The sequence below is a fragment of the Deinococcus sp. HSC-46F16 genome (assembly GCF_024171495.1).
Taxonomy (GTDB): Bacteria; Deinococcota; Deinococci; order Deinococcales; family Deinococcaceae; genus Deinococcus.
The window spans coordinates 404,500-417,499 of the sequence record NZ_JALJZW010000001.1; the positions used below are offsets into that span (position 1 = coordinate 404,500).

Sequence of the window (13,000 nt, forward strand, 5' to 3'; positions counted from 1 at the left end):
CCTCAGCCGGGCAGCGCCGCGAGGTCTTCCCGCGTGGGGGCGTAGGCGCCGGGCCGCGCACACGCCGCCGCCGCCGCCCGCAGGCCGAGGCGCAGGTGCTCGGTCCACAGCGCCTCCGGGCGCCCGGCCGCGCTCGCAAGCAGGCCCGCGCACAGGGCGTCCCCGGCGCCGACCGTGTCCGCGACCCGCACCGGCACGGCGGGGAGGTCCACCCGTCCGGCCGCGTGGTAGAGGGTGGCCCCGGCCGCGCCCCGCGTGACCACCAGCGGGGCGCGGGGATTCAGACCCCGCAGGCGGCGCAGCGCGTCCGCCTCGCTCTGCCCCGGAAAGAAGAAGGCGAGGTCCTCGTCGCTGAACTTCAGCAGGTCCGAGAGGCGCACCACCCGCTCGAAGGTCGCCGGGTAGTCGGGGTGGCGGTGCGCGGTGCGGGCGTTGGGGTCGAAGCTGACCTGGACCCCCGCCGCCTTCGCCCCCGCGACGAGGTCTAGCAGGGTCCGCGAGAGGGGAGGCCGCGCGAGGCTGATGCCGCCCACATGCAGCCAGCGGGCCGCCCTCATCCAGCCTTCCGGCAGCCGTGCGGGGTCAAAGTGCAGGTCGGCGCTGTTCTCGCCCAGGAAGCGGTAGGCGGGCGGGTCGAGCCGGTAGACCACCGCCATCAGGGTGGGCTGCGGGGCGCGTTGCAGGAAGCGGGCATCCAACCCCGCCTCGGCCCCGGCCCCCGCGAGGTCGTCCCCGAAGTTGTCCTCGCCTACCGCCCCGGCAAAGGCCGAGGGTACCCCCAGCCGGGCACACGCGCGGGCCACGTTCCACCCCGCCCCACCGGGGTGCGCCCGCCACAGGCCCTCCCCGGCGGTCACGAGGTCGGTCAGGGCCTCTCCGGCACTCACGATGGCAGGCAGGGGGGCAGCGGCGCTCATGGACCACAGGGTAAGGGAGTACCCGGCCACGGAGGCGTTGTTCAAGCCTTGTCGAAGGTGCGCCCGGCTGCGGCATCCCCGCCCCACCACCCGCCACACTGGTCCGGTGACCGCCCCCGCCCCCGCCTTCGCCCATCCCTTCCGGGCTTATACCCCGGCCGCGTACACTTTTCCCCTCCCCGAAGGCCACCGCTTCCCGGCCTACAAGTACGCGGGAGTCCGGGACCGCCTGACCGGACTGCTGCCTGTGCTGGACACGCCCGCCCTGCGCTGGGCCGAGGCCGCCCGCGTCCACGACCCCGTCTGGCTGCGCCGCTGGCGCCGGGGGGAGGTGACGGCCGCCGAGGAACGGGCCTTCGGGCTGCCCTGGAGTCCGGGGGTGGTCGAGCGTGCCCGCCGCGCCGCCGGGGGCAGTCTCGCCGCGCTGCACGACGCGCTCGCCTGCGGGTGGGGCGCCAACCTCGCGGGCGGCACCCACCACGCCTTCCGCGACCGCGCCGAGGGATTCTGTCTGATCAACGACGCCGCCCTGCTGACCCGCATCGCGCTCGACGAGGGGCTGGCCCAGCGGGTGGCGGTTCTCGACCTCGACGTGCATCAGGGGAACGGGACCGCCGCGCTGCTGGCCGCCGAGGCCCGCGCCCTGACCATCAGCGTGCACGGCGAGCGCAACTACCCCTTTCGCAAGGAGCGCAGCAGCCTCGACCTCGGGCTGCCCGACGGGGTGACGGACGGCGAGTATCTGGAGGTGCTGCGGGGGCAAGTGCTTCCGGCGCTGGAAGCCTTCCGCCCCGACCTCCTGCTGTACCTCGCCGGGGCGGACGTGCTCGCGGGGGACCGTTTCGGCCGCTTTGCTCTGACGTTGGACGGGGTCGCGGAACGCAACCGCACGGTGCTGACCTGGGCGCGGAAGGCCGGGGTGGCCGTCGTGACCATGATGGCAGGGGGTTACAACCGCGACCACGCCCTGACGGTCGAAGCCCACGCCCGCGTCGTGCTGGACGGCCTGGACGTGTTTGCCTCCAGAATTGTCTAGACGCCCGACCTGCCTGAGTGGCCGCGTGAGGAAAGCTGGGATCTCCTCGGGGCTGTGACATTCCATACACAGCCCACCTTCACAAGGTGGGCCAGGCGGCATTTAACCTTAGACAGACCTTGTACATTCTCGTCAGGTTCAAGTCCCGGTCGCCCGCCCTCGTGTCCACAGGAGTCGCCCCATGACGCTTAACAGCACCCCGAGTACGCCCTCCCTGCACCTCACCGATCTGCACCGCCGCCCCCTGCGCCGGGGCGAGACGCTGTACTACGCGGGCGACGCGGCTCCCAGCCTCTACCGGCTGGAAAGCGGGTTGCTGCGGGCCGTGCGCCTGACGCCCCAGGGCCGCACCCTGACCGTGCGCCACATCTGGCCCGGCGACGTGTTCGGTGAGGAAACGCTGCATGCGATCTCCCGCGCCCATCAGGTCACGGCGCTCACCGACGCGGTGGTCGTGCCCCTGCACCCGCAGCACCTCGGAGCGGCCGAGCTGTGGGAGGTCACCCGCAGCCTCAGCGCCCAGCTTCAGCGGGTTATGAACGACGGCGTTCATATCCAGAATGGCGAACTGCGCGAGCGCATCGCCCGCTACCTGCTTAACCTCGCGGAATCCAGCCTCGGTGGGCGACACGGCGACGGCACCCGCTTTGTGCGGGCCACCCACGAGCTGATCGCGGAGGGCACCGGAGCCACCCGCGAGAGCGTGTCCAAGCTGATCGGCGAGATGCGCGACGACGGCCTGCTGACCCCCGCCTATCGCTGCCTGACCCTGACCGACGAGGCCAGTCTGCGGGCGCTGAGCGGCTACCACGGCGACTGAAGCGTTCGGGGACCGGAAACAGAGCGGAGGCTGCGGCTTCCGCTCCTTGCTTATGGGCTGGGCTTATCCGCCCGTCCCCCTTCGCCCCTAGAATCCCCCCATGCGGATTCGCCTCGACCCCTGGCCCGTGGATATGGAAGGCGGGCAACTCGGCCTGAAGCGGTTCGAGGGAGACCTGATCGACATCGAGACGCCGCGCTGGGCGGCCGTCGCGCCCAAGCCTGTTCCGGCGCGGCTGGGCACCGTGTACGTCGTGGACGGCAAGCGGCGCATGGAGTCGCGCGTCTTTATCGAGGACGGGGACGGCGCGGCGGGCATGGGCGGCTTCGGGGCCTACGTGGTGGGGGCGGTGGAACTGTGCCCCCACGGCACCCGTCCGGCCACCCTGCGCGAGGTGCGGGCGCAGCGGCTGCTCGCCCACGCGCCGGGACTGCGGGTGGACCCCTGCCTTCTCTCGCCCCGTGACCCGCACACCGGGCAGCTTCAGTACGCGCCCGTGCAGGCCGACAGCGCTGAGCCGCTTGCGCCGCTGCACAAGCTGCAACAGGTCATGCTGGCCGCCGAACAGGAGCTGTCGCACGGGCTGGCCTCGCGGGTCCCCTTCGACGAGGGGGACGACCGCGAGGCGCTGACCGCGCTCACCATTCAGGACGGCACCCTCCGCAGCCAGAATCTGGGGGGCGCGGTGGTGGGCTGCGTCAAGACGATGCAGACCCAGTACCTGCCCCCCGACCGGGCCGGGCTGCTGACCGACCTGAAGCCCGGTGATCGCACGCCGATCCTGCACATGCGCTACGAGAACAACCGCATCACCCGTTTTATCTGGTACGTGCGGCTGTGCGAGGCCGCCTTCTACCAGCACCCCATGTCGGGCGTGATGCGGCTGGAGATGTACGCGCCGGAAGAACCTGACTTCCTGCCGCCCATCGTGCGGACGGTGGCGAACGTGAGCGGTCCGTTGCTGTGCCGCCTCGCCAGCCAGCCGCACAAGGACCCCCGTGCCCCGCAGAACCTGATCCCGACCGCTGCGTTGGAGCACGCGATGACCCGCGCGATGGGGAGCGCCGATCTGGTGACGCGGCGCCTGCGGGCGCACATTGCCCGTGAACTGGGGGTCGCCTCGTGAGCCTTTCAGGACAGGAGCAGGGCGAGCGCATCGGCATGGTCCTCGGCACCGAGGACGCCACCCCGGTTTCCTTCTGGTTCGCGGTGACGCCCGGTGCGAGTGTGGGCATGGACGACCTCGTGGTGGTGGCAACGCGGAAGCCCGACGGCTCGCCCGTGCACTTCTATGGCCTCGTGGATCACGTCCGCACCCGGCACGAGGGCGTCACCTTCGACAGCGACGTGCAGGATGTGGTCGCGGGGCTCCTCCCGGCTTCGGTGAGCTACGCGGCCCGCGTGCTCGTGACCCGCGTCAGCCCCGAGAACTTCATTCCGCCCCAGCCCGGCGACGAGGTGCGGCACGCGCGGGGCGAGGACCTGCGGCTGGCGCTGAGTGCGGACAAGATGAAGCGCTCCTTTCCCGGCGGCCTCCTCGCGGACGGACAGGTCTTGCCCCTGAACTACCAGTTCGTCAACGGTGAGCAGGGCGGCCACATCAACATCAGCGGGATTTCCGGCGTGGCGACGAAGACGAGTTACGCCCTGTTCCTGCTGCACGCCATCTTCCGCAGCGGCGTGCTGGACACCCACGGCGAGGGCCACCGCACCCGCGCCCTGATCTTCAACGTGAAGGGCGAGGATTTGCTGTTCCTCGACCAGCCCAACCGCGAGGTGGATGGGGTCGAGCGCGGCGTGCAGGCCGCCAAAGGCCTTCCTGCCGGGCGCTATGACCTGCTGGGCCTCCCCGCCAGTCCCTTCCGCGACGTGCAGTTCCTCGCGCCCCCGAAGGCCGGGGCGGGCGACGTGATCGTGCCCGACGTGGAGCAGCGGTCCGGCGGTGTAACTCCCTTTGTGTTCAGCCTGCGCGAGTTCTGTCAGCGGCGGATGCTGCCCTACGTCTTCCCGGATGGCAACGCCAGCCTCAACCTGGGCTTCGTGATCGGCAACATCGAGGAAAAGCTGGCCCGCCTCGCCGCCGGGGACGACGCGCCGTACCTCACCGTGGAGGACTGGCAGCCCGACACCGAAACGCTGCTCTCGGAGGACGTGCGTTTCGACGACATGGGCAAGACGCGCATCCAGACCTTCGCGCAGCTCATCTCCTACCTCGAATACAAGCTGCTGGAGCACAACGACGGCGAGGGCGACCCCAAGTGGGTGCTCAAGCAGAACCAGGGCACCCTCCGCGCCTTCGTCCGGCGCCTGCGCGGGGTGCAGAAGCATCTCGCGCCGCTGGTGCGCGGTGACCTCACCTCAGCGCGGGCGGCGCAGTACCGCCCGAACCTTCTCAAGGCGGGGGTACAGACCAGCGTGGTGGACATCCACAAGCTCGGAGCCCACGCGCAGAGCTTCGTGGTAGGGGTGCTGCTGCGCGAGCTGTTCGAGCACAAGGAGCGCTACGGGCGGCAGGACACCGTGTTTGTGGTCCTCGACGAGCTGAACAAGTACGCCCCGCGCGAGGGGGACAGCCCCATCAAGGACGTGCTGCTTGACATCGCGGAGCGTGGCCGCAGCCTCGGCATCATCCTGATCGGCGCCCAGCAGACCGCCTCGGAGGTCGAGCGGCGCATCGTGTCCAACGCGGCGATTCGGGTGGTGGGCCGCCTCGATCTGGCGGAAGCCGAGCGGCCTGAATACCGCTTCCTACCGCAGAGCTTCCGCGCCCGTGCGGGCATCCTGCAACCCGGCACCATGCTGGTGTCGCAGCCCGACGTGCCCAACCCCGTCCTCGTGAACTATCCCTTTCCGGCCTGGGCCACCCGCCGCGACGAGGTGGCCGAGGAGGTCGGGCAGGGCACGGAGGACGCGGGCAACGATTGGCTGGGACTCTAAGGAGAGGGCAGATGAGCGACGACAAGAAGAAGTCCGGCGACGAGAAGACCATGACCCGCCACGGCGAGTGGACCCCCGAGACCTCCGAGGCGGCGGCCCGCGAGGTCGAGCGGCTGGCAAGCGAGAATCCCTTCGACACGGAGGCGGCCACCGAGAGCACGGACAAGACGCACCTCAACCCGCCGCCGGAACGGTTGGGCGGGGACCACTAGTCCAAGGAAGAGGGCCGGAGGCAGAAGCGTCCGGCCCTTCTGCGTAGAAGCTCAGTCCGGTATCACCACATGCGGCGCGAAGGTCGCCCGGTTGTCCGTCACGCGGCCCCGGCCCTCGCGGATGCCCATTCCGCACACCTCGTCCCCGGCGACCCAGACGCCCAGGACCGGGTAGCGGGGGCCGTCGCCCGCCGGGAAGGTGGGCAATTCCACGTAAGCCTGTTCCACCAGCGGCAGGTCGCCGTAGGCCCCCGCCGTGGCCGCCTCGCCGGGCAGTTGCACATTCTGCCCCTCGCGCGAGTAGAGGGGCTTGCGAACCACATTTGCCCCCAGTCGCCCCGGCGTCAGCGAGGCAGGGAGGACCAGCCCGGAGTCCGGGTAACGCTCGTGCAACAGCGCGAGCAAGCCCTTGCTGGACGTGACCGCCTTCCACAGCGGCTCGATAAAGCGGGTCTGGGTGGTCGCCAGGAAGGAACTGTCGCGCGACTCCCAGGCGTACTCGAAGGGCCACAGCCACATCAGGTTCCGGATGGGCAGCGTCCAGGTGTCCAGCAAGAACGGCTCCTGGGGGCTGGTCCCCACCTCGTCCGCCGCCAGGAAGGAGCCGGTAACGCCCGCCGCCCCCGCGAGGTCGCGCAGGTAGGTCACGGTGGCGATGTCCTCGACATCCCGCGCCGAGCTGAAGTGCGCCTGGGTCACGCCCCGCTCGCGCACGAGGTAGGCCCACTGCTCGCCCAGTCCCTCGTGGATCGTGTTCCACTGGCCCGTCCCGGCGGGCAGCTCGCCGCGCTCCAGCCGGTCTTCCAGCCACTGCCACTGGCACACCGCCGCCTCGACCAGGCTGGTCGGCGTCTGCGCGTTGACCTCCAGCAGCCGCGCTCGCCCGCGCCCGTCATACGCGAGGTCGAGCCGCATGTAGAGCGTCGGGTCGTCCCGGTCCCATGACTCACGCACCGCCGGGTGCAGAAAGGCAGGAATGCCGAGTTCGCCCAGCCGCCCGCCCTCAATGGCCACGCCCGTCGTCTCCAGCACCATGTTCGTGAGGTCCTGCGCGTCCCGTTTCAGCTCCTCAATCTGGCCGGGCGTGAAAGCGTAGTAGCCTTCCTCGCCCCAGTAGGGGACCGGGTGTTCGGGGGTGGGGGCGTACCACGTCATGCCGACCTCTTGCAGGCGGGTTTCCCAGTTCGGGCGGGGGAGGAGGGTGCGGCGTTGCATCAGGACCCCTGCGGGGCCGAGTGACGGCCCCTGACCGAAGACAGGCCAGAGATAAAGGCGCAGCGTTCTTCGCCTAGGACACGCTGAAATCGCAGACTCATCCCGTTAGCCGCCGTAGCTCGCGCTGCCGGAACTGCTCGCGCGGCCCGTGCTGGTGAATCCGCCCCGGCTGACCCCCGGCGCCTTGAAGGAGGTCGTCTTGCCCGAGCGGGTGTCGTAGGTCAGGCCGGTGGGGGCCACCCGCCCCGAGGAGGTGTAGCCCACGTAGCGGGTCAGGCCCGAGGCCAGCCAGATATAGGGACCGTAAAAGCCGCCGCTGGTCTTCTGACAGGGGTTTTGCAGGCCGCGCTGAATCGCGTCCTGATTTGCAAGGCGGCACTGCTCGTAGGAGGTGTACTTGGTCCGCTTGTAGCGGTCCAGGTCAAGGTCGTCGTCGCCGCAGGCCGCGAGGACGGCGGGCAGCGCCGCGAGGAGGGGGAGGTGAAAGGCTTTGCGCATATCTCTCTTGTACGGGAGAAGTGGGGTCCGGGTTGCGGCGGGGCTTCCACGGACCGCCATGCAACAGGTCGGAATGCAACAGGTCTGAACTGTCATCACTTCGAAAAGGCGCTGGGCTGACCCGCCCCTCTGGACACTCCCGCCGGATTGCTCACCCGCAGCCCCTACACTGACGGGGAGACAAGGAGGATTCATGACCACAAGCACCCAGAACAGGAGCAAATGGCTCGACATCGAACTGCGGCTCGACTCGGGCGTCTACAACAAGCATGAGGTCGTGATGGTGCGCGGGCAGGGCGCGACCGTCTGGGACGACGCGGGCCGGGCCTACATCGACTGCGTGGCCGGGTACGGCGTGGCGAACATCGGCCACAGCCACCCCGACGTGGTGCGGGCCGTGCAGGAGCAGGCGGGCAAGCTGATGGTGATGCCCCAGACGCTGCCCAACGACAAGCGGGCCGAGTTCCTGGGTGAACTCGTGGGCGTGCTGCCGCAGGGTCTGGAGCGCATTTTCCTGTGCAACTCGGGCACCGAGGCGATGGAGGCGGCCAAGAAGTTCGCCATCACCGCGACCGGCCGCCAGCGCTTCGTGTCCATGCGCCGGGGTTTTTCGGGCCGCTCGCTGGGCGCCCTCGCCCTGACCTGGGAGCCGAAGTACCGGGAACCCTTCGGGGACGCGGTGGACAACAAGAACGTGGACTTCGTGACCTACGGGAACGTGGAGGAATTGCGGGCGGCCGTCACTGACCAGACTGCCGCCGTCATCCTGGAACCCGTGCAGGGCGAGGGCGGCGTGCACCCCGCGACCCCTGAGTTCATCCGCGCCGCCCGCGAGCTCACCCGCGAGAAGGGGGCGCTCCTGATTCTCGACGAGATTCAGACGGGCTTTTGCCGCACGGGGAAGATGTTCGCCTCCGAGCACTACGGCGTGACCCCCGACGGCATGACCCTCGCCAAGGCGATGGCGGGCGGTGTTCCCATCGGCGCCTTCGCCATGACCGCCGAGGTCGCCGACCGGATGCCCAAGGGAGGGCACGGGACCACCTTTGGCGGCAATCCGCTGAGCATGGCCGCTGGGGTGGCCGCGATCCGCGCGATGAAGAACGAGGGCATGGCCGAGCAGGCCCGCGAGAAGGGGACGTACCTCATGGAGCGGCTGCGGGCCATCCGCTCGCCCCGCATCAAGGAGGTGCGCGGGCTGGGGCTGATGATCGGCGTGGAGCTGCATGAACCCAGCGCCCCCTACATCACCGCCCTGGAACACGAGGAAGGAGTGCTGACCCTGGCCGCCACGCCGATGGTCGTGCGCTTCCTGCCCCCGGTCACGATCACCCGCGAACAGATCGACACCGTAGTCGCCGCCTTCGAGCGTGTGCTGGCCGCTGGTCCTGACCGTGAGCCGCAGGCGATGGTGCGTGAGGACAAGCAGACGGAGTAACATTCTCCAAAGAAAGAAGCCGGGGCGCGAGGCTCCGGCTTCTTTTGGTGTGCTCCCTTATTCCAGCGTCTCGCGCAGCCGGGCCACGTTGAGCTCCCGCGCCGGGGCATCCAGCGCCACCTCGCCGCCGCGCAGGGCGACGACGCGCTGCCCCAGTGCCAGCGCCTCGTCGAGGTTGTGGGTCACGAAGACCACTGTGACCTTGCGCGACCACCAGATCGCGAGCAGTTCGTCGGCCAGCACTGTCCGGGTGCGGTCGTCCAGGGCGCTGAAGGGCTCGTCCAGCAGCAGCAGCCGGGGTTGCAGCGCCAGGGCGCGGGCCAGACTGACCCGCTGGCGCTGCCCGCCCGACAGCTCGTGGACCCGCCGCCCGCCGTAGCCTTCCAGCCCGACGAGGCGCAGGGCGTCCCCCACGCGGGCATCCCGCTCGGCGCGGGCCACCCGGCGCTGTTCCAGCCCGAAGGAGACGTTTCCGGCCACCGTACGCCAGGGAAAGAGGGCCGCCTCCTGCTGCACCAGCGTCAGGCGGGGGTCCGGTCCGGTGACGGGCGTGTCGCCCAGCAGAATCGTCCCCATCTGCGGGCGCAGAAAGCCCGCCAGCAGCGACAGCAGCGTGCTCTTGCCGCTGCCCGACGGCCCCACCACGCACAGGAACTCGCCCGCCCGGACCTCCAGGCTCAGCGGCCCCAGGCCCGCTGGGGCGGTCGCCGCGCGGGTGCGCCCGTAGCGGTAGGTCACCGCGTCCAGCAGCAGGGGCAGGCCCTGGGGGGCGGTAGGGGCAGCAACCGGGGCACTCATGCTGACGGTCATTGTGTCACCTCCAGCCCGTAGTCACGCCGCACCCGGCCCTCCAACGCCCGCAGCAGCGCGTCGAACACGCCGCCGATGATCCCGATGATGATGATGGTCGCCAGCACCAGCGCGACGTTCGCGGTCGCCCGCCCGACCTCCAACTGCTCCCCGATGGAGGCCACCCCACTGATGAGCAGCTCGCCGCCCACCAGCGCCCGCCACGCGAAGCTCCAAGCCGTTCGCAAGCCGGTCAGCACGTTGGGCAGCGCGGCGGGCAGCAGCACCCCGGTCGTCATGGAGAGGCCCCGCGCTCCCAGCGTCCGCCCGGCGATGCGCAAGGCGGGGGGCACGTTCAGCAGCGCTCCCGACACGGCCAGCGCCACCGGGATAAAGCCCTCCAGCACCACCACGAACAGCACCGCCCGCTCGTTCAGGCCGAAAAAGAGGATGGCGAAGGGCACGAAGGCGATGCTGGGCACGCTCTGGATGCCCGTCAGGTACGCGCCCAGCGTGGACCGCAGCGGCAACCACGCGCCCATGAGGAGGCCGACGAGGGCGCCGAGCGCCACCGCGATCCCGTACCCGGTGAGCACCCGCCGCAGGCTTCCCGCGATGGCCGAGAGCAATTTGCCGTCCTGCGGCCCGGTGCCCCACAGGCCGTAGCTGATCTCGGTCCAGACCTGGGACGGACTGGGAAAGACGTAGGGCGGGTAGAGCTTCAGCCCGTCGGTGACCAGCCACCAGACGCCCAGAATCAGGGCCAGCCCGATCAGTTGCCACGACAGCACCCGCCAGCGCGAGAGCCGGGTGCGGACGGGGGCCGGGTCGGTTCTCGGCGCCGGAACACTCATCGCTTGAATCCCAGGTTGACGAAGCTCCGCAGGTCCGGCACGCTGCGGGCGTATCCGGCCTCCACATTCAGGGCGGCGTACTCGGTGAGCGCGTCGAGGTCCAGCGCGGTCGTGAAGCGGGTGCGGGCCATCGCGCGTTGCAGCGCCCGCACGTCCACCTTCTGCCCGGTCAGCTTGTCCAGTTGCGCGTTGATCAGCGTGCGGGCCGCCGCCGGGCTGCGGTTCAGGTACGCCACCGCGTCCGCATGCGCCTTCAGGAAGTTCGCCACCAGCGTGGGGTTGGCCTGCGCGAAGCGGGTGTTCACGATGAGCAGGGTCGTGGGATAGCGCCCGCCGCGCCACACAGTCTTTTCACTGCCGATCATCCGGTGCCCCTGCGCTTGCAGCAGCGCTCCCCACGGCTCGGGCACCAGCGTGGCGTCCACCCGCTTGCCCGCGAAGGCGGCGGCGATGTCGGCGGGGGCCACGGGCGTCACGACCACGTTGCCGCCGTCGGTCTGGAGCTTCAGGCCCTCTTCCTTGAGGATGTGGCGCAGGCTGATGTCCTGGGTGTTGCCCAGGCTGGGCACCGCCACGCGCTTCCCGGCGAGGTCGGCGTAGCTGCGGATGGCGCTGTCCTTGCGGGCGATCAGCACCGCGCCCGCCTCGCTCGCCCCGGCGATGATCTGGAGGGGCATCCCGCGCGTCGCCGCGTTGATCGCCGGGCCGGGGCCGATATAGGCGATGTCGATCTGACCCGCCGCGAACGCCTCGGTCAGCGTGGTGCCCGAGACGAAGGACCGGGCGTCGAGCTTGACCTTGTTTCCCAGCGCCTTTTGAAAGGTGCCGCGCTCCAGCCCGATCAGCGCGGGCGCGTGGGTGAGGTTGGGAAAGTAGCCCAGCCGCACGGTTGTCGCGCCCTGAGCGGAAGCGACCCCCAGCAGCAGGGCCAGGGCCAGCGTGGAAAGACTTCGGATGTGGATTCGGGTCATTCGTCCCTCCTGGTAGGCCCAGTGAACAGGGCAGGCGTGAGAGAGAGTGTCACGTGGCGCACGGTCGTCTTCAGAACGCCTGCGGCGGGCGCAGGCGTGGGATGGGGGTGCTCGGTGACCGCTCTAGTCCTGCGCCGCGTAGGCCGCCCGCAGCACCTCGGCCACCTCGGGGCGGGTGAACTCGGCGGGCAGACTTTCACCCGCGCGGAGGCGCTCGCGGACCTTCGTGCCGCTCAGGACGAGGTGATGGTCGGCCCCGTGCGGGCAGGTGCGCGGGCTGACGAGCTGGCCGCAGCTCTTGCAGTAGTAGGTGTGTTCGAACTTCAGAATCTGGAGGCCCAGTTCCTCCGGGCGGTAGGCCGAGAAGATCTCCTGCGCGTCGTAGGTGCCGTAGTAGTTGCCCACCCCCGCGTGGTCGCGCCCCACGATGAAGTGGGTGGCCCCGTAGTTGCGGCGCGACAGGGCGTGGAGGATCGCCTCACGCGGCCCCGCGTAGCGCATGGCAGCGGGGTACACGCTCAGCAGGGTCCTGGCCTGCGGGTAGTAGCCCTCCAGCAGCACCTCGTAGGCCTTCACCCGCGTCTCGGCGGGCACGTCGTCGCCCTTGGTGGTGCCCACCAGCGGGTGCAGCAGCAGGCCGTCCACCAGTTCCAGCGTGACCTTGTGCAGGTACTCGTGCGCCCGGTGGATGGGGTTGCGGGTCTGGAAGGCGACCGTCGTGCGCCAGCCCCGCGCCTCGATCACCTCGCGCACCTCGGCGGGGGTGCGGTGGTGGCGGGGAAAGGCCCCGCGCGGCACTTCAAACAGGGTCACGGGTCCGGCCAGATACACGTCCCCCCCCGCATACAGCGCCGCCACGCCGGGATGGGCGGGATCCTCGGTGCGGTAGACCTCGCGGGCTTCCAGACTCTTGCGGGCCTCGTAGCGTTCCTGTACGTCCAGCGTGCCTACCGCCTCGCCGCCGCGCGTCAGCACGACCCGGCCCGTGTACCGCCCGGCGTCCTCCCGCCCCACCGCCAGCGTGATGGGGAGGCTCCAGGGGGTGCCGTCCGCGAGCCGCATCTGCTCGATCACGCTGAGGTAATCCGCCTCGCCCAGAAAGCCGGTCAGCGGCGAATACGCGCCCGTCGCCAGCATCTCCAGGTCGGCATACGCGCGGTCAGGCAGCTCAAGTTGCGGCAGCTCCGCCAGCTCGGCGGGGTCGAAGTCGTGGCCGGGGCGCTGCACGCGGTTGACCAGCGTGCCTCCCAGCGGCGTGGGCAGGAGGATGGGGGAAGGGTCGGATAGGGTGGTCATGGACAGCCTTTCGGAAT

13 protein-coding genes are annotated in these 13,000 nt (G+C 70.1%); 6 read left to right on the forward strand and 7 right to left on the reverse strand.

Annotation, left to right across the window (positions count from 1 at the left end):
• Positions 1-2 precede the first annotated feature (2 nt).
• Positions 3-917 carry a carbohydrate kinase gene (locus tag L1280_RS02105; RefSeq protein WP_253580357.1) on the reverse strand — a complete coding sequence of 305 codons (915 nt, stop codon included), beginning with the start codon at positions 915-917 and terminating at the stop codon, positions 3-5.
• Between the two features lie 106 nt (positions 918-1,023).
• On the opposite strand from L1280_RS02105, the gene L1280_RS02110 reads away from it, so the two are divergent.
• The 5 genes from L1280_RS02110 to L1280_RS02130 all read left to right on the forward strand — a co-directional run bounded on the left by L1280_RS02110 (position 1,024) and on the right by L1280_RS02130 (position 5,922).
• The gene (locus L1280_RS02110; protein WP_253580359.1) at positions 1,024-1,953 is read left to right on the forward strand and encodes a histone deacetylase; all 930 of its coding nucleotides are present in this window, start codon (positions 1,024-1,026) and stop codon (positions 1,951-1,953) included.
• Positions 1,954-2,134: 181 nt separating this feature from the next.
• Positions 2,135-2,773: a Crp/Fnr family transcriptional regulator gene (locus tag L1280_RS02115; protein ID WP_253580361.1), complete on the forward strand. Its 639-nt coding sequence runs from the start codon at positions 2,135-2,137 to the stop codon at positions 2,771-2,773.
• A gap of 100 nt (positions 2,774-2,873) precedes the next feature.
• Positions 2,874-3,899, forward strand: coding sequence for a DNA double-strand break repair nuclease NurA (locus tag L1280_RS02120; RefSeq protein ID WP_253580362.1), 1,026 nt, complete (start codon positions 2,874-2,876; stop codon positions 3,897-3,899).
• Between the two features lie 35 nt (positions 3,900-3,934).
• Positions 3,935-5,710 carry an ATP-binding protein gene (locus L1280_RS02125; protein WP_253581062.1) on the forward strand — a complete coding sequence of 592 codons (1,776 nt, stop codon included), beginning with the start codon at positions 3,935-3,937 and terminating at the stop codon, positions 5,708-5,710.
• Positions 5,711-5,721: 11 nt separating this feature from the next.
• Positions 5,722-5,922, forward strand: a complete 201-nt coding sequence (locus L1280_RS02130; protein WP_253580363.1) for a hypothetical protein — start codon at positions 5,722-5,724, stop codon at positions 5,920-5,922.
• Positions 5,923-5,973: 51 nt separating this feature from the next.
• Here L1280_RS02130 and L1280_RS02135 read toward each other — a convergent pair whose 3' ends face one another.
• Positions 5,974-7,137, reverse strand: a complete 1,164-nt coding sequence (locus L1280_RS02135) for a glutathionylspermidine synthase family protein (protein WP_253580365.1) — start codon at positions 7,135-7,137, stop codon at positions 5,974-5,976.
• A 105-nt stretch (positions 7,138-7,242) separates the two neighbouring features.
• A complete protein-coding gene (locus tag L1280_RS02140) occupies positions 7,243-7,635 on the reverse strand; it encodes a hypothetical protein (RefSeq protein WP_253580366.1) in 393 nt (130 codons plus the stop codon).
• Positions 7,636-7,828: 193 nt separating this feature from the next.
• Between L1280_RS02140 and L1280_RS02145 the strand changes: the two genes are divergently transcribed.
• Positions 7,829-9,073, forward strand: a complete 1,245-nt coding sequence (locus L1280_RS02145; RefSeq protein WP_253580367.1) for an aspartate aminotransferase family protein — start codon at positions 7,829-7,831, stop codon at positions 9,071-9,073.
• Positions 9,074-9,130: 57 nt separating this feature from the next.
• Here the strand turns inward: L1280_RS02145 and L1280_RS02150 are convergent, their stop codons facing one another.
• The 4 genes from L1280_RS02150 to sat form a co-directional block, all read right to left on the reverse strand.
• Positions 9,131-9,883, reverse strand: a complete 753-nt coding sequence (locus L1280_RS02150) for an ATP-binding cassette domain-containing protein (RefSeq protein WP_253580368.1) — start codon at positions 9,881-9,883, stop codon at positions 9,131-9,133.
• Positions 9,880-10,716, reverse strand: a complete 837-nt coding sequence (locus L1280_RS02155) for an ABC transporter permease (protein WP_253580369.1) — start codon at positions 10,714-10,716, stop codon at positions 9,880-9,882. Before L1280_RS02155 ends, L1280_RS02150 begins: the two co-directional genes overlap by 4 nt.
• Positions 10,713-11,687 carry an aliphatic sulfonate ABC transporter substrate-binding protein gene (locus L1280_RS02160; protein WP_253580370.1) on the reverse strand — a complete coding sequence of 325 codons (975 nt, stop codon included), beginning with the start codon at positions 11,685-11,687 and terminating at the stop codon, positions 10,713-10,715. Before L1280_RS02160 ends, L1280_RS02155 begins: the two co-directional genes overlap by 4 nt.
• Positions 11,688-11,810: 123 nt before the next feature.
• A complete protein-coding gene (gene sat / locus L1280_RS02165; RefSeq protein ID WP_253580372.1) occupies positions 11,811-12,983 on the reverse strand; it encodes a sulfate adenylyltransferase in 1,173 nt (390 codons plus the stop codon).
• Positions 12,984-13,000: the final 17 nt, after the last annotated feature.

What these genes read in the sequence shown, in the direction of transcription:
- L1280_RS02105 (WP_253580357.1), bottom strand. Translation starts at nt 917, where the DNA reads ATGAGCGCCGCTGCCCCCCTGCCTGCCATCGTGAGTGCCGGAGAGGCC.
- L1280_RS02115 (WP_253580361.1), top strand. Translation starts at nt 2,135, where the DNA reads ATGACGCTTAACAGCACCCCGAGTACGCCCTCCCTGCACCTCACCGAT.
- L1280_RS02120 (WP_253580362.1), top strand. Translation starts at nt 2,874, where the DNA reads ATGCGGATTCGCCTCGACCCCTGGCCCGTGGATATGGAAGGCGGGCAA.
- L1280_RS02125 (WP_253581062.1), top strand. Translation starts at nt 3,935, where the DNA reads ATGGTCCTCGGCACCGAGGACGCCACCCCGGTTTCCTTCTGGTTCGCG.
- L1280_RS02130 (WP_253580363.1), top strand. Translation starts at nt 5,722, where the DNA reads ATGAGCGACGACAAGAAGAAGTCCGGCGACGAGAAGACCATGACCCGC.
- L1280_RS02135 (WP_253580365.1), bottom strand. Translation starts at nt 7,137, where the DNA reads ATGCAACGCCGCACCCTCCTCCCCCGCCCGAACTGGGAAACCCGCCTG.
- L1280_RS02140 (WP_253580366.1), bottom strand. Translation starts at nt 7,635, where the DNA reads ATGCGCAAAGCCTTTCACCTCCCCCTCCTCGCGGCGCTGCCCGCCGTC.
- L1280_RS02145 (WP_253580367.1), top strand. Translation starts at nt 7,829, where the DNA reads ATGACCACAAGCACCCAGAACAGGAGCAAATGGCTCGACATCGAACTG.
- L1280_RS02150 (WP_253580368.1), bottom strand. Translation starts at nt 9,883, where the DNA reads ATGACCGTCAGCATGAGTGCCCCGGTTGCTGCCCCTACCGCCCCCCAG.
- L1280_RS02155 (WP_253580369.1), bottom strand. Translation starts at nt 10,716, where the DNA reads ATGAGTGTTCCGGCGCCGAGAACCGACCCGGCCCCCGTCCGCACCCGG.
- L1280_RS02160 (WP_253580370.1), bottom strand. Translation starts at nt 11,687, where the DNA reads ATGACCCGAATCCACATCCGAAGTCTTTCCACGCTGGCCCTGGCCCTG.
- sat (WP_253580372.1), bottom strand. Translation starts at nt 12,983, where the DNA reads ATGACCACCCTATCCGACCCTTCCCCCATCCTCCTGCCCACGCCGCTG.